Origin of the sequence: Pseudofrankia asymbiotica (assembly GCF_001983105.1) — a bacterium.
GTDB lineage: Bacteria > Actinomycetota > Actinomycetes > Frankiales > Frankiaceae > Pseudofrankia > Pseudofrankia asymbiotica.
In genome coordinates this window covers 42645-58269 of record NZ_MOMC01000006.1, presented here as the reverse complement: position 1 = coordinate 58269, position 15625 = coordinate 42645, and the positions used below count along the sequence as shown (strand labels likewise).

Below are 15625 nucleotides of genomic sequence, written 5' to 3'. Positions count from 1 at the left end.
AAGTGTGTCAGTTCAGCCTGTCTAGAGACGGGCTGAGATGCCACGGATCGAGTCGCGGTGGGCGGCCCAGGACTCGATCATGATGCGGGCGATCGATGAGTGGCCGGGCAGGAGCAGCTGGCCGTCGGCGCCGCCGCGCCAGTCGCCCCGTCCCAGCGCCTCGTCGAGGTCGCGTCGATGAACCCACATCGCCTCCGCGATCTCGCTGTCGTCCAGCCGGATCGGCTGGGACGGATCCGCGGCGGCGTGGAAGGCGAGCATGAGGGAACGCGGGAACGGCCAGGACTGGCTGCCCAGGTAGCTGACGTCCGTGACGTCGACGCCGACCTCCTCGTTGATCTCCCGCGCCACGCACGCCTCGAGGGACTCCCCGGCCTCGACGAAGCCCGCGAGCACCGAGAACCGCCCCGCTGGCCACGTCGCCTGCCGGCCGAGCAGAATCTGGTCGGCGCCGTCATGGACCAGGCAGATGATCGCCGGGTCGGTCCGGGGAAACTCCTCGTGTTCCCCGGCGGCGCACACCCGCGCCCAGCCGGCCTTCGTCGGCCGGGTCGGCGAGCCGTCGCGGGCACAGAACCGGGCGCGGTCATGCCAGGTCAGCAGCGCGACCGCGGTCGTGAACAGAGCGGCGTCGAGCCCGACCAGCTCGCCGCCGACGGTGGCGAGGTTCAGCCAGCGGGTCTTCGCCACCTCCTCGGCCCCCGGACCAGCGGCCGCGCCCCCGTCCGCGCGGTCAGCGCGCAACGCCCAGTAGACGGTCCCGTCGGCCTCGCCGAGCAGCACGGCGCCGGCCGGCGGGGACGCCGCGACGCTCGCCCCTGACCGGGTCACCAGCCGCGCGGCGCCGCCGATGCCGGCATCGGCGGCGGCATCGGTGTCATCAGAGGAGGAGGACGGTGAGGACTCGGGCGCGCCACCGACCTGCTCGGGCCGCTGGGCGCGTGGTGAGCCTGGCAGCTCGACCGTCGCGCGCCCCTCGTCGTCGAGGACGATGACCCGTGCCTTCGCCCAGCTCTCCTGTTGGCGCCCCATGTCCAGCCGGAACAGTTCGTCACGCAGGACAGTGGCGCTTGCCAGTGCGGGCGGCCTGACCAGCCCAAATCCACTCACGCCCGCATCCTCCTCCGCCGTGTCCGCTTCCCGCCGCCGGGCTGCCAGTCCACGCTCGCGGCCGAGCCTTCGACCACCGAATGCCCTCCGACGGAGGTCGCGACAGTGCGGCGGGCAGGCCTCGACGATCCGCGTCGCGGACCCGTCAGAGGACCGTCCAGGCCGTCGGCCGATTCCTCGGCTCCGCGGGCCTCGCGGGGCCTACCCGCGAGGCTGGGGAGCCCAGGGGCGGTCGCCGGACGCGGCGGCATCGGTCCGGGAGGAGACCGGGTCGGCGAGATGCCGCAGGATGTCGGCGCCGACCGCGGTGGGTGCCTGGAACGGGCCGAAGTGTCCCAGGTGGTCGTGGACGCGCAGCGTGGCCCGCGGCAGCGCGGCGGCGAGGCCAGGGCCGAACGAGCCCGGCGGCCGGACGTGCTCGGTGGCGCCCGCCGCGACCAGCACGGGGATGTCGGCGCCCGCCACCGTCGCGAATGTGATCCGGCCGCTCGCGTCGAACGTGCGCGCCTCGTTCTCGGGCAGGCAGCGCAGCCGCACGGTGCCGTCGGGCAGGTCCTCGAAGCCGTGCTCGACGTAGGCCGCGAGCGTCTCGGCGGTGAGCTCACCCAGCGGCGGCCGGGAGGCGTAGCGCCACAGCGCCGCCTCCCGGGACGGGAACACGGCCCGGCGTCGGCGGGCGCCGGCCGCCAGCGAGTTCGCCATGACCTGGAACCCTTCCGGCGTCACCACCGGCTCGTACACGTAGGCCGACGCCAACAAGCCCGGCCGGTCGGCCGCGGCCTGCAGCGCGACCGCCCCGCCCATCGAGTGGCCCACGGCGTGCACCGGCCCGGCCGTCTGGTCCCTGATCGCCGCGACGGCCGCCGCGACCTCCGCCGTCCAGGCCCGCCAGTCGTAGGCCCCGTCCGCCGGCGCGGGCGTCTCACCGTGAGCCGGGAAGTCGAGCGCCCATACGTGGGCCCGCGTCCCGAGCAGGCGGGCGAGCGGCGCGTACATCCGGCCGCAGAACCCCGTCGCGTGGCAGATCAGCACCGCGGGCCCCGCGGCGGGACCGAGCCCGCCGAGGTCGTGCAGGACGACGGTCGTGCCCCGCTCAGTCGTCAGCCGCATTCCGCCTTGCTATCAGCCCACCAGGGGACGAACCACCAAAGTGGCCAACCTCGGCGACCGCGAGGCCGCGCCGGGCTCGAGCGGTCTCCCATGATCGGCACGCTATTTGACCCTGACGTCGAAGTTAGGGAGGTTGGGTGGGCCGAAAGGAGGTCGCCGTGGCCGAGGTGGAGCAGGGGTCCGACACGCCTCAGATAGATCTGTTCGAGGCGATGCGGACGGCGCGTTCGCTGCGGCGCTTCCGGCCGGACCCGGTGTCGGACGAGGTGCTGGCCCGGTGCCTGCAGGCGGCCACCTGGGCGCCGAGCGGCTCCAACGCGCAGGGCTGGCGCTTCATCGTCCTGCGTTCGCCGGAGGCCCGGGCGATCCTGGGCCCGGCGTTCCGTGCCGGCTGGGACTGGGTGTGCACCAGCATCTACGGCTACGAGCCGCGCCCCGCCGACGACGACAACTCGCATCAGGCCCGCCTGACCCGCACGATGCTGCACCTTGTCGACGACTTCGAGAACGTGCCGGCCTACGTGCTGTTCGTCCACCGGCTGACGGGCTTCGTCGACGAGTTCCTGGAGGCTGGCTCGATCTTCCCCGCGGTGCAGAACTTCCTGCTCGCCGCCCGCGCCCACGGGCTCGGCACCGTTCCCAGCACCTGGTTCACCTTCGGCGAGGAGAAGCTGCGCTCCTACATCGGCATCCCGGACGACTKGCGGATCGCCTCCCTGGTCGCCGTCGGCTGGCCGGAGGGCCGCCACGGCCCGGTCCGCCGCAAGCCCCTGAGCAAGGTCACCGCCCTCGACACCTGGGACAACCCCTTCCTCCTCACCGAGAGCTGACCCGCGCCGGCCTGTCCTCGCCCGGCCGCACCCCTACCAGCGGCTGGGCGGGCGAAGGACCAGACGGTCCATGACCGGGCCGGCCGCGTCGAGCTCCGCGAGACGCGACGTCATCGCCCGGACAGCCACCGCCGGCGGGCGCGCGGCCGCGATGGCGGAGCGGAGCGTCTCGACGGCCTCGTTCCAGCCGGTGCCGCCCTCGTCGAGCGGCGCCGTCAGCAGCCTTTCGGTGATCTCGGTCGAGACGCGGTCCAGCGCCTTGCGCCGTGTCTTCGCCCTGCTCTCCTCCCTGCGGTCGTCCCACCAGCCGCGAACCTGGTCGGTGACCACGGTCGTGAGCGTGTTCGCCACGGGAATCGCGGACTCGATCAGGTCGAGCCGGCGCACGAGGATCTTCGCCTTCTCGACCTGGGCCGGCGTCGTGAACGGCGAGGTGACCACCCGCCGGCGGGCGCGGAACGTGTCGTACCGCTTCAACTCGTCCCGAATCYGGGCCAGCGGCATGCCGACCCTGATCTCGACGATGTTCTTGACCAGGCCGAAACCGTTCTCCCGCAGGACCACGCCGACCCCGTTCGCCGCGGCCTTCTGCTTCGCGCCGGACTCGTCGGCGGGAAGTCCGCGCAGCAGGTCGCGCAGCAGCTGGCGCAGGTCCTCGGCCGCGGGCCGGTCCGCCTGGGCCGCGAGCTCGACGGAGATCTCGCGGCTGAGCTGGTCGAGCCCCGTCGTGTGCCGGTCCATCCAGGTCTGGACCGCCGCCTCCACCCGCCTGCGCAGCTCCGCCCGCAGCTCGTCGCCCTCCGCCGCGCCGACCTGCCGCTCGGCGTCCCTGGACTTCTCGGTGATGGTCGCGCCGAGATCCTCGCGGGCGGTCCGGTCGAGATCGAGCAGCTCCCGTTCCCACCGGTCACCCCGCGCGCCCTGCCGGCCCGCCTCCTCGAGGCTCTCCGCCAGTGACGCGCGCTCGGCGGTGGCAAGCCGGCGGGCCTGGATCCCGTGGGTGAGCCAGAAACGGGTCCGCGCCGCGGCGCGCAGCTCGGCGCGGTGGGGAACGAGAGCCGCCAGGTCCGTGCGCAGGCCGGCGATGCCGTCCCATCGCCGGCCGTCGTCGTAGTCGGACGGTGCCGGATCGGCGTCCTCGCCGACCTCCTCGAACGGGTCGGCGGCGACGACGTGCACCGCGTACTCGTCGGCCGCCATCGCGGTGCCGATCAGCTTGCGAAGCTCCGCGGCCTTCGACCGCTGGAACGCCCGGTAGCGGTCCTCGTCCGCCGGGTCCGCGGCCGTGTCCGCCTTCGCGACCACCATGAGCCGCGAGCCCGGGGGGAAGACGGGCGCGACCGCGTCAAGGTCGGCGCCCAGAGCCCGCAGGATCTGGCCGCGGTCGGACGTGATGAGGCTCGGGGCCAGCACCACCATCACCGCGTCGGTCAGCAGCAGCGCGCTGTCCGCGCGGGCGTCGTGCGCCTCCTGCCCGCTCGCGATCCCGGGAGTGTCGAGATAGCGCAGCTGCCCCGACGTGACGCCGCCGACGGCGAAGGTCGACCGCCCCGCGCCCACCGTGACCCAGTCCGGGACCGGCGTGCCGTCATCGGTCAGCAGGCGCTTGAGCAGGCTCGACTTGCCCGCGCTGTACGGGCCGTAGACCGTCACCTGGACCTCGGGACAGCGGTCGAAGGCCGACCACTCGGCGGCGAGGCCGTCGACCTGTTCCCGTCCCAGGACCTGGGCGACGCGATGCTGGAGTTCCGCGAGCCATTGCCCGGCCGTGTCAGTCGTCATCCTCGGGTCCGATCGTCGCTCGCGTCATTCGTGGTCTGAGCCGTTCGTGGTCTGAGCCGTTGGTGGTCTGAGCCGTTCGTGGTCTGAGACCGCTGGCGGCCTGAGACCGCTGGTGGCCTGGCCGTTCATGGCCTGGGGTCATGCGGCGTGCGGGTCACGCCCAGGAGGCGCCGGGCGTCGGCGATCGCGTCGCGGCAGCGGGCGGCGCGGGCGGAAAGCGCGTCGGCCTCGTCGGTGGCCCGCCGTTGTTCGCCGGCGATCGCGGGAAGCAGCCGCGCGAGCTCGTCGAGGTCGTCGGCGAGCGGGGCCAGGCTCCCCAGCGAGGCCTCGAACCGTTCGACCGCCTCGGTCAGCCGGTCCTCGACGAGCCGCAGCTCCTCGGCGCGTGCACGCTCCGACCTCGCGGTCTCCCGCCGGTCCCACATCAGCAGCGTGAGCTCGGCCGCGCCGATCGCGATCTGGAGACCGCCGCCGAACCGCGCGACCATCCTCGCGGTCCCGGCTGGGCCACCCACTCGCTCGGCGTTCCCGACGACACGCGCCGGGTTCGCGAGCACCTTCGCCAGTGGCTTCGCCAGCGGCCCGCCGATCCTCCCGAGCGTCGCCGCGTAGTCGCGCCGGCGCCGCCGCAGCCTGCCGAGATCGACGTCCAGGCCGAGCGCCGACGGGATGCCAGGCTCCCGCGTGAGGCCGGCCGTGTCTCCCGTGGCCACCAGCCGCCAGGCGGCGATGGACCGCCGGGTCTGGGATCGCCATTCGGCGACGCGCTCCTGGAGCTCCGGGTCGTCGCCGAGCGACGCGAGCCTGGCCGCGAACGCGTCGCGCCCGGCGGTGTCCCGCGTGGCGCGGACGCCGTGCACCAGCCACGCGACATGGTCACGTACCAGGGTGTCGAGCGTGGCGCGGCGTTCCCGGCCGAGCGCCTCGCCGGTGACGATCGCGTCCTCGACGCGGAGCGCCCGCTGGCCGAGCCGGTCCGCGTCGAGAGCCAGGGCCGCCGCGTGCCGGTCGTGGTCGGCGGCGAGCCGGCAAAGGCGGCTGATCCCCGCCCGCAGCACGCCGACGTCCGCGCCGTTCGCCAGGAGGCCGGGCATGCGCTGGTCCAGCGCGGCGACGAGCTCGGCCACTCCGTCCCAGCCAGCGTGGGCGCCGCCGCCCGTGCCCAGCCCAGGACCCGCCGCCTCGTCCGGGTCCGCCGCCACGGCGAGGACAGCGCCGGCCGCGACGGCGCCGTCCGTCCCCGCGCGCCGCGCCAGCCGATCGAGCAGGTCGGTGAGCTCCGCGCGCTTGCTCGCGACGGCGCGACGGAACTCCCGCGGCGCGAGCACCGGGTCGGACAGCTCGTCGATCCGCGTGAGCACGAAGATCGTCCGTTCCAGCCGGTCCGAGCCGCCGACCGGATCCGGGGCGACGGCCCGCCCGAGCCCGTCGTCGCTCGCGGCCGACAGGGCGGGCGTGACCAGATGGAGGACCAGCGCGGCCTCCTCGAGGGCCGCCCGCGCGAGCGCGTCGTGCTCGACGCCGTCCACTGCCCGCGCGCCGCTGGACAGGCCCGGCGTGTCCACGAGGAGCAGGCCGCGCCACTCGTAGGCCGTGACCCCGCTGGTCGTGACGCGTGCGCCGCTGGCCGGCCCGGCCGTCGCCAAGCGGCCGCCCCCGCCGTCGCCGTCCCCGCCGCCCTCGTCGCCGTCCCCGCCGTCGCCGTCGTCCGTCAGCAGGCGCCTGATGAGCGCCGACTTGCCACTGCTGTAGTCGCCGACGACGGCCACCCGGGGCCGGCGGTCCGCGGCGAGCCCCCGCAGGTCCGCGAGACCCGCCGCGTCGACGTCGGCCACCTCCAGGGAGCGCATGACCGCCCGGAGCCAGCGGTCGCCGGCGCGCGGGCGTGGTGTCAGCTCGCGGGGTGGCTCGGGCAGGGCGGGGCGCGGCCGGCCAGGCCCGCTCCGGCCCGGCGCGGCTGCCGCGCCATCCGCGCGGTCCGCCGCGGAGCCGGTCACCGGCCGGCCCGGCGCCCCGGCATCGGCCCCGGCCCCGGCCCTGGCGTCGGCGTCGGCGTCGGCGTCGGCTAGCCCACGAGGGTCGTGAACCCAGGACTCGCCGAGCCACAGCATCCGGGGTGCCGCCTCGCCATACGGCGACCGGCGTTCGCACGCCGCCACCGCCTCCCGCAGCACCGCGACGGGTTCCCGCGCCGTCTCGACCCGTCCGTGCTGGGATCTCAGGACCGCGCGGCGGTTCGCCGCGGCCCGCGCGACGCGCCGCAGAGTGATCGCCACGTCGACCTCGGGCAGCACGTACTCGACGAACGCCGCGACGCGTGCCCGTTCGCACGCGTCGGCGACCGCGCTCTCGACCCGGTCGAAGGTCTCGCTGACCGCGGCGCGCGCGTCCGCCAACGCGCGGGCATGCCCGTCGTCCCGCGCCCGCTGGCCCCGGTCGAGGGCCAGTTTGCCGGCCAGCCCCAGGATCGCGAGGCCGATCCCGATCACCGCCAGCCCCACCGGGGTGATCGTGATCGCTCCGATCGCCAGGCCCGCGCCGACGCCGGCCGCGGCCGCGCCACCGCCGGCCGCGGCGCTCGCGATCGCGGCGCCCAGCCCGACACCGCCGAGCGAGGCGACGACCCCGCCCGCCGTGCCGGCGAGTCGCAGGAGACGCCCGGTCTGCCCGTCCGCGACCCCGCGGCGGACGACGCCGCGCAGGTCGGCCACGGTGTCGGCGCGCACAGCACCCAGGGTCTCGGCGTACCGGACGACGACGGCGTCCACGACGGCCTGGGCCGTGTCCCTGGCCTCGCCGTCCTGGTAGACGTAACGCTCGAACTCGTCCTCGCTGACCACGCGGCTGTCTCGCCAGGCCCGCTCGACGAGGTCCGCGGCCCGGGCCCGCGCCGCCATCCGCGCCGGCCGCAGCCGGCCCGTCGCCACGTTGGCGACGTGCTGTCCCGGCGAGATCTCGGGCTCGGTGAACCGCTCGCCCCGCAGGCCTTCCAGCTCGGCGAGGGCGCGTGCCGCCGCATGGCCCGCGGTCCCGGCCGGCGCCGCGCCGTCGGCCAGTCGGCCGGTGGTCCGGATCGACCTGGAGATGCCGGCCTCGATCTGCTCCGCCAGCAGGAGCGCCGGCGTCTCCACCTGCTCGGCGAGCACCCTGTCCGCCTCCGCCAGCTCGCCGCGTACCCTGTTGATCAGCCTGCCCAGGCGGAGGTGGACCGCGTTGTCGTCCCCCAGCGCCTCGGCCAGGAGGGCCTCGAGGGCGGGCAGGTTGGACCAGTCGAGCAGGGTCTCGCGGCCGGCCAGGGCGAGGGCGGCGTCCCTGCTCTCGATGTCCTGCGCCCGGTAGGGGTCGCAGCGGGCATGCGCCGCCCGCACCGAGCTGACGGCGACGATCGGGATGCCCGCCAGGCCGATGGCGGCGAACTCGTCCTCGATGTGGCTGGCGTGACCGCGCAGCGAGTTCGAGAGGCCCGCCCGCTTCCGGAGGGTGGTGACCTTGTCGGGATCCCGCCACCGGCGATTGCGGCTGTTGAGGACCGCCACCGCCGGCCGGCCGTAGGCCGCGATCCACTCCGCGACGGTGGCGAACTCCGGAGCGAGCTGGTTGAGCGAGTCGAAACAGAGCAGCACGAGGTCGGCCCGTTCGACACCGGCGCGGGCCTCCTCGACCAGCTGGGCCCAGGACTCACCCCCGAACCCGGGGGTGTCGACCAGCAGCAGGTCTCCCCATGGAACCTCGTTGATCTCCCGGGTGTGGTCCAGCACCGCGAGGGGCGAGATGGTGGAGCCGTCGCCGCGGCCGATCGCCTCCACCAGGGTGCTCTTGCCCGCGCCGGTCCGGCCGAACAGCGCGATCGTGACAGGGCCCAGGCGCGCGAGCGGCCCGTTCGCGAGCGCGTCGAACTCGCCGGCGAGCCGTGCGCACGTCGCCTCGAAGACGCCCGCGATCTCACGCGAACGCGGGTCGACCAGGCGGGCGGGGCTGGCCAGGTGTACCGGCTCGACGCGGTCCCTCGGGCTCGGCCGTAGCTCGGCCGCGAGCCCGGCCACGATCTCGGCGAGCCGCCGTCGTGTCTTCTCGGACCTGTCCGCGGCGCGGCGCGCGGCGGCGCCGAGAGTGTCGCCCCGTGAGATCGCCACCGGCTACCGCCCGGCGACCCGCGGGCGTCGAACGCCGACGGCACCGGGGGCGGGGACGCTCCCCCTGGGCGACCACCACGGCCGCCGGCGGCTCCGACCGCCGCCGCGCGGTGGCCCGGCCGGCCGGGCCACCCGCCCGCCCACGCGCGATCCTGGTGGGACTTCGTCGAACAAGGTGCCCTCGAATCGGGACGTCAACGTCATGGCCAGCCTGCAACGACGGTAAGGAGCACCCGCGTAACGGTCAATGACCCGCGATCCGCCTGACCGGCGCCAACCCGGTGGCGGCGCCGCTAACGGTCGCGGATGGTCATGCCATCGGGGTTCCAGGGAAGCGTCCAGCCGTAGTGGGCCGCGGCCTCGGCCTGGGTGCCGTCGAAGAACGCGTTCTCGCGGCGGATGACCAGGTCGTCCTGCGCCACGTGGAACGAGGCGATGACGCAGGTCCGCGCGGTCGGCGGGGCGTCCCCGAGCGGGATCTCGAGATGCTCGCCCGTGCGCGCGCCGACCGTGAGCTCCCCGCGCAGCAGCTTCCATTCAGGGGCGCTGCGCAGGCCATAGGCGAAGACGAAGAAGCGCTTGAACGTCTCCAGCGCCCGCAGGTCGACGAAGATCTTCTGTCCCTCGTGCTCGTCGCGGGGAGCGAGCGCCAGCACCTGCCGGCCCGCGCCGCGGCCGGGGGCGCTCGTCGCGCCGCCGAGCGTCTGCAGGACGCCCGCCGAACCGTCGAGCGCCTGCCACAGGCAGCCGAGATGCAGGTCACTCGGCCGTGGCAGCCCGGTCCTGGTCGTCAGCGGGGCCCACGTCAGCGTGATCGTCGCCGAGCCGGAGCCGCGCTTCTCGGCGGTCCAGGCGGTGGCCGGGTGGTCATCCCCCAGCTCCGTGACGTGTTCCAGGCGCTGCCGGTATCGCGACGACCGCTCGCCGAAGAGTCCCGGGTCCGCCGGCGCGCGGCCGGGGCCATCGACCGCCCCGGCCGGGTGCCGGGCGGGCGCTGAGGGAGACGCGGCGCTGGGGGCCACAGCCCCGGGTGACGCGCCGACCGGCGGCGCCGAGAGGGACCGCGCGGCGCCGGGTCGCTCGTCGGCATCGAGGTCGAGCGGCGAGCGTCCCGCCCGCGAAGCGGCGGGAGCGGCGGGCGGGCCGTCGTGGTCGCCCAGGTCCAGAGGAGAGCGTGCCGCGCTCGACCGTGCCGGCGTCGGCGTGGACGGTGGCGGCGCCGGCGGGCGCGGCGGCGGCTCGTGGGAGTCACCGCTCAGGTCCAGCGGTGAACGCGCCGCGGGTCCGGCGGGCGCGGATGGGGCGGGGTGCGTCGGCGGCGCAGGCGGCGCGGAAGGCGCCGGCCTTGGCGGCGCGGCCGACGGCCTTGGCGGCGTGGCCGGCGGCCTTGGCGGCGTGGCCGGCGGCCTTGGCGGCGTGGCCGGACTTGGGGGCGCCGGGCGGGTGGGAGCCGCGGGCGATCGTGGTGTGACCGGCGGCCGGGACGGCGCCGGGCTCCGCTGTGCCGGGCGGGCGGGCGCCGCGGGCCGGCCGCCCGCGGGCGGCGGTGAAGCCCCCGGGCGTGCCACCCCCGCCGCGGCGTGCGGCGGGTGCAGGTGGTCGGCGACCTTGCGCCGCGACCGGGTGGGCGACGTGCGCGTGAGGAAACCGGCGACGTCGGCGGGGCGGGCCGGTACCGGGTCGCGCCCGCCCCCGTCGCTGAACCCGGCGAGGCCCTGGGCGTAGCCCTGGCCGACGGCTCGGAACTTCCAGCCCGCCGGGTGGCGGTAGAGCTCACCGAAGACGAGAGCGGTCTCGTGCCCGGTCTCCGCTCGTGCGTCGTACCGGGCGAGCTCGACGCCGTCCGCGTCGTTGAGCACGCGGATGTACGCGCCGCGCACCGATCCGAAGGCCTGTGCGCGGCTGGCCGCGTCGACGATGACCGCGCCGATCTGCAGCCGGCCCACCTCGGCCGGGATGGCGGCCAACGTGACGACGATCGTCTCGACGTCGCGGGCGCCGGTGCGCGGCGGCGCGGGCGGCGTGCTTGGCCCTTCGGTCGGGTTCGGCACCTGGTGAGCGAGAAGCACCTCGGTGGACGTCGCGGACTCGCCGGACCCCCCACGGCCAACGCTCGCGACGCTGACAAGGCCGTCCAGCTCGGGAGTGGCCGCGAAGCCAGCGGCGCCGGCGGCGGGGCCGGCCGGCGGGACGTCCCAACCGAGCGCGACGCGGAGCCGCTCGATGCCAGGTGCCACGGCGGATAGCAGCACGTTGCCGCCCTTGGGCAGGGTGACGCTCATGCGGCGCGGATCGGGCCACTGGCGGTGGCCACGGCGGCGGTGGTGCCGGTGATGGTCATGAGGCGGTCGTCAACGTCCCAGTCAGGTCAGGTGGGTGCTGGCCCAGGTCAGGCCGGTTCCGCACGGCTGGTTCGCGTGGGCCCGATCGTGCCAGTCGGTCCAGGTCGTGTCACTCCAACTCGGGTCATTCCAGGCCGGTCATTCCAGGTCGAGGTCGGATCGGCGGAACTTCGTGTCCAGGAAGCGAGCCTGGATCGCGAGCTTCGCGGCGTCCCCGCTGTAGACGAGATCCTGCAGCTCGCTCACGCCCTCGTCGAGCAGGACCAGCTGGCGGATCAGGTCGTCGGCCGGGGACGTGCCGGTGACGCCGGGACGTTCGGCGTACCGCGGCGGCAGCGCCAGGTAGTCCCTGAGCGCCTGGGGCAGGTACTCGGAGATGATCGCCGTGAGACTCCGCAGCTCCTCACCGTTGGGCGGCCGGACCCGCAGGTATTCCAGCAGCGGCCGAAGCGCGTCGTCGAGGTCACGCACGATCGGCACCACCCCCGGCGGCAGCCGTCCGCCGTCCGCGTTCGCCTGCCGGACGGTCGTGGCGAGCTCCCGCCACAGCTGCCCCACCTGGCCGGTGATCCCAGCCTCGTCCTGCTCCGGGCCATCCGCGCCGGCGACCCGCCTGGCCTCCGGGTCGGCGTCCCCGGCGGCGTCGTCAGCACGGCGTCGGCGGAACAACGCTCCTCCTGTCGCTACCCCTCGCTACCACGGCGACGAACGACCCGCGTGCACCGCGTGCCGGCGCCGGCCTCGTGGTCATGCCCGGTTTGCGCCCGCCGACGCGGATCGGCCAGGACTGATCAGCGCTCGTTCGCGCGGGCGCGCTCCAGGTACGTCTTCGACCGTCCTACCTGGGTCTCCAGCGCCGCGACCGTCGTCGCCATGCTCTCGACCGCCTTGGAGCGGTAGGAGTCGATCTCGTCCATCGTCGCGAAGATGTTGTCGAACGCGGTCTGCAGTGCCTCGACGCTGACCATGGACGACGACGCCTGCGCCTGGATCTGCCCCGACTGCTGGCGCAGCAGCTCGCTGGTCTGCACGATCATGTTGTTCGTCGTCGTGTTCAGCGCGTTGATCTGGTCGAGCACCAGCTGCTGGTTCGCCAGCGCCTGCGCGACGATCACCGCCGTCCGCAGCGCCGCCACGGTGGTCGTCTGKGCCCGGTCGACACCCTTGATGAGCTCGATGTTGTTCTTGCGCACCAGGTCGAGCGCGAGGTAGCCCTGGACACTGACGGCGAGCTGGGTGAGCAGGTCCTGCTGGCGCTGGCGGATGGGGAACAGCGCGTCCGACGTGAACGCGTCGGCCGCGGCGGGGTCGGTGTACCGCAGCTGCTCGACCTTGGCCGAGACCGCGCCGTCCAGCGCCTTCGCGAGGGTGGCGTACTCGGTGAGCTTGCCCATCGCCGCCCACAGGTTGGCCTTCTCCTGCTCGATCGCGGCGTTGTCCTTGCGTAGCTCGTCCTGGCCGGAACCCAGAGAGGTGATGATGGCGTCGAGCTGCTTCTGCGCCGACTGGTACCGCTGGAAATAGCTGGCGATCTTGTTGCCGAACGGCACGACGCCGAGAATCTTGCGGGCGCCCTTCAGGTCGGCCCGGCCAGGGTCCAGGTCGGTGACGGTGCGGCGCAGCTCGACGAGCGTGCCGGCCACCCTCGTCTGGGCATCGGCCGCCGGGCCACCCCGGCCGCGGCTCGCGCGCATCGCCGCCGCCGGGCGGTCCAGCATCCGGTTGGACACCCGAGCGCTCGCGACGATCTCCCGCTCACCCATGCGGGCGATGTCGTTGATCTTCTCCTGGAAGACGGGGCTGCGCGGGTCCTGCGCGGCGAGGTCATCGGCGAAGGCGGCGGCCCGCTGGCGCAGCTGGGTTCTGGTCGCCTCGTCGATCGGCACCATGCTGTCGACCTGGTCGTCCGGGACGACCGGGACAGGCGCCGGGGGCGAGAGCACGAGCGCGCCGGCCTCCGTGGACTTCGTGGTCACGACGGCGGGCGGCGCCAGGGGCGCACCCAGGTTCAGCGAATCCGACATGTCGGTCCTCTCCGCACCGCAAACCCGCTCACCCAGCGTAGGCCGAGATCCGGGCACCCAGCCTCCTCGAGGCTACGCCGACTTATCTAACAGATCGGTCGCCCCGCGACGGTCGGCTGAAGGACAGTCGGTCGGCTTGAGGACAGTACGGACGGATCCGAGGATGACGCCGGGCCTGGGCGGCCACCTTCGCGGTGTCTCACCCAGGCCCAGCGCCGCGGCCGTCAGGTCACGCCGTCAGGTCATCTTGTTACTTGGTGATCGGGCCGACAGAGAGCTGCTGCACCGTCGGGTTGATGCAGGCGTTGTCGGCCAGCTTCACGAACTGCGGCCGGCCGCCGTTGGGCGCGAAGATCCTCAGGCCGGCCGCGGGCGTGTAGGTCTTCGCGGTGTCACAGCCCTTCTGGATTCCGGCGTGGACCTCGCGAACGACGAACTTCGCCTTACCACCGGGGGCGAGYATCACCGGCTTGACGGTGCCCGCCATCCACGCCGCCGGCGCGCCGATCCGCCATCCCTTGGCGTTGACGAACGACACATGCGGATAGCCCTTCACCACGCAGCTATGCCGCCCGATGTTCGTGTAGGAGAACGTGATGTACGTGCTGCCCGCGGCGCCCTCTCCTTCCACGATGGCCGGACGCAGCTGGGACGACCAGCAGGGCGGGAACCAGCGCTGAGCCGAGGGTGCGGACCCGGTCGTGGGCGGTGCGGGCCGAGGGCTTGGCGACACGGCGGCCGACGCACCGGCCGCCGTGGCAGAGACGAAGCTGGCCGAGACGGCCGCGGCAACCACGGCCCGACTGATCCTTCGCATGGCGATCCCCCTTCACGACGGTCGCGGCGCCTAGTGGCGCGGCGACCCGGAGTTCACGTCCGATCAGATGGCTCGGTAGACCGAGTCCGCCTGCGCCAGGGTTCTGCCCTGCCCACTCCACTCCGAACACGGAGAGTGACCATCCATCGGCAGACACATTGCCAATCCCCCTTCACGGGGTGAGTTCGGCGGCGCCGACCCCCGTTCCGTCGGTGGCGCCGCGTCCGCCGGACGTGGAATCGTGTCCCCATCCCGCCGGAACGGCGTTCTTGGGGCGGCAAGGGGAGACGCGACGTCGGCGGCACCCGCCCCACCTGGGGCTCGGCGCTCGCCACGGCCGCCAGGCGTCGGCTCTCCCTCGCCCAGGCCGGCGGGCGGGTGGTCTCAAGCCGGGTCTGTGAGGGGTGGCGGGGTGAAGATCGACGGCACGCTCGGGGCGCTGGAGGTCGCGGCGGGGCAGGCGGGCGACGCCGAGGCGGTCGGCTACGACGGCGTCTGGACGGGCGAGGTCAGCCAGGACCCGTTCCTGCCGCTCGCCCTCGCGGCCCAGGCGACCAGTCGCGTCACGGTGGGCACGTCGATCGCCGTCGCGTTGTCCCGGTCCCCCATGTCGCTCGCCTACACGGCGAACGACCTGCAGCGGTTCTCCGGGGGCCGGTTCTCGCTGGGTCTCGGCTCGCAGGTCAAGGCGCACATCACCCGCCGGTTCTCGATGCCGTGGGGCCGCCCGGCCGCCCAGATGCGGGAGTTCGTGCTGGCCATGCGGGCGGCCTGGTCGAGCTGGGCGGACGGCACGCCGCTCGCGTTCGAGGGCGAGTACTACGCGCACACGCTGATGCCGCCGGCCTTCGTGCCCACGCCGCACCCGTTCGGCCCGCCGCGGGTCCTGCTCGCCGGCGTCGGCGACGTGATGACCCGGGTGGCCGGCGAGGTCGCGGACGGATTCTTCTGCCACTGGTTCACGACCCCGCGCTGGATCCGGGAGCGCACGATCCCCGCGCTCGCCGAGGGCCGCCGCCGCGCCGGGGCGACCTTCGACGGCTTCGACATCGTGGTCGGCGGCTTCGTCGCGACCGGCACCGACGCGGAGATCACCGCCGGCATCGCCCGGATGCGTTCACAGATAGCGTTCTACGGCTCGACCCCGGCGTACCGCGGCGTGCTCGAGCTGCACGGCTGGGGTGACCTCGGCGCCGAGCTGACGGCGCTGTCGAAGCAGAACCGCTGGGCGGAGATGGCCACCCTCATCGACGACGACATGGTCGACGCGTTCGGCATCGTCGCCGCGCCCGCCGAACTGCCCGCGCGCGTCGCCGAGCGGTTCGGCGGCCTCGCCACCCGGATCACCCTTTCCCCGCCGTCGTCCTTCACTCCCGACCAGACGCGGGAGACCGTCGCCGCCATCCAGGCCCTCCCCGGTGCCAGGATCGCTCCGGCCGCCCTCGCGGCCGAGGCGGCCCGGGTGTCCTGACCGGCC

Annotated in this window: 10 protein-coding genes; 2 read left to right on the top strand and 8 right to left on the bottom strand. The window is 74.3% G+C overall.

The annotated features are described in order from the left end of the window. Positions 1-21: 21 nt before the first annotated feature. Together nudC and BL253_RS02415 are read right to left on the bottom strand one after the other, a co-directional pair. Positions 22-1110 carry an NAD(+) diphosphatase gene (nudC, locus tag BL253_RS02420; protein WP_076813204.1) on the bottom strand — a complete coding sequence of 363 codons (1089 nt, stop codon included), beginning with the start codon at positions 1108-1110 and terminating at the stop codon, positions 22-24. A gap of 201 nt (positions 1111-1311) precedes the next feature. Beyond that, complete coding sequence (locus tag BL253_RS02415) at positions 1312-2220, bottom strand: alpha/beta fold hydrolase (RefSeq protein WP_076813203.1); 909 nt, start codon at positions 2218-2220, stop codon at positions 1312-1314. Positions 2221-2432: 212 nt separating this feature from the next. On the opposite strand from BL253_RS02415, the gene BL253_RS02410 reads away from it, so the two are divergent. Further along, positions 2433-3050 carry a nitroreductase family protein gene (locus BL253_RS02410; protein WP_420801613.1) on the top strand — a complete coding sequence of 206 codons (618 nt, stop codon included), beginning with the start codon at positions 2433-2435 and terminating at the stop codon, positions 3048-3050. Between the two features lie 33 nt (positions 3051-3083). Here BL253_RS02410 and BL253_RS02405 read toward each other — a convergent pair whose 3' ends face one another. The 6 genes from BL253_RS02405 to BL253_RS02380 form a co-directional block, all read right to left on the bottom strand. Further along, the gene (locus BL253_RS02405) at positions 3084-4832 is read right to left on the bottom strand and encodes a GTPase domain-containing protein (RefSeq protein ID WP_076813201.1); all 1749 of its coding nucleotides are present in this window, start codon (positions 4830-4832) and stop codon (positions 3084-3086) included. 125 nt (positions 4833-4957) lie between these two features. Beyond that, entirely contained in the window at positions 4958-8965 is a 4008-nt protein-coding gene (locus tag BL253_RS02400; protein WP_076813200.1) for a GTPase, read from the bottom strand. Positions 8966-9258: 293 nt separating this feature from the next. Beyond that, entirely contained in the window at positions 9259-11247 is a 1989-nt protein-coding gene (locus BL253_RS02395) for a TerD family protein (RefSeq protein ID WP_076813198.1), read from the bottom strand. Between the two features lie 198 nt (positions 11248-11445). After that, the gene (locus tag BL253_RS02390; RefSeq protein ID WP_076813197.1) at positions 11446-11976 is read right to left on the bottom strand and encodes a hypothetical protein; all 531 of its coding nucleotides are present in this window, start codon (positions 11974-11976) and stop codon (positions 11446-11448) included. A 122-nt stretch (positions 11977-12098) separates the two neighbouring features. Next, positions 12099-13331 carry a toxic anion resistance protein gene (locus tag BL253_RS02385; protein WP_076813195.1) on the bottom strand — a complete coding sequence of 411 codons (1233 nt, stop codon included), beginning with the start codon at positions 13329-13331 and terminating at the stop codon, positions 12099-12101. A gap of 250 nt (positions 13332-13581) precedes the next feature. Beyond that, on the bottom strand, positions 13582-14127 hold the full coding sequence (locus BL253_RS02380; protein WP_241834444.1) for a DUF4232 domain-containing protein: 546 nt from the start codon (positions 14125-14127) through the stop codon (positions 13582-13584). A 433-nt stretch (positions 14128-14560) separates the two neighbouring features. Between BL253_RS02380 and BL253_RS02375 the strand changes: the two genes are divergently transcribed. Beyond that, the gene (locus BL253_RS02375; protein WP_076813192.1) at positions 14561-15619 is read left to right on the top strand and encodes an LLM class F420-dependent oxidoreductase; all 1059 of its coding nucleotides are present in this window, start codon (positions 14561-14563) and stop codon (positions 15617-15619) included. The last annotated feature ends 6 nt before the right edge of the window (positions 15620-15625 follow it).

Bases quoted from the DNA above. Each gene is read 5' to 3' on its own strand.
- BL253_RS02415 (WP_076813203.1), bottom strand. From the start codon at position 2,220: ATGCGGCTGACGACTGAGCGGGGCACGACCGTCGTCCTGCACGACCTC.
- BL253_RS02395 (WP_076813198.1), bottom strand. From the start codon at position 11,247: ATGAGCGTCACCCTGCCCAAGGGCGGCAACGTGCTGCTATCCGCCGTG.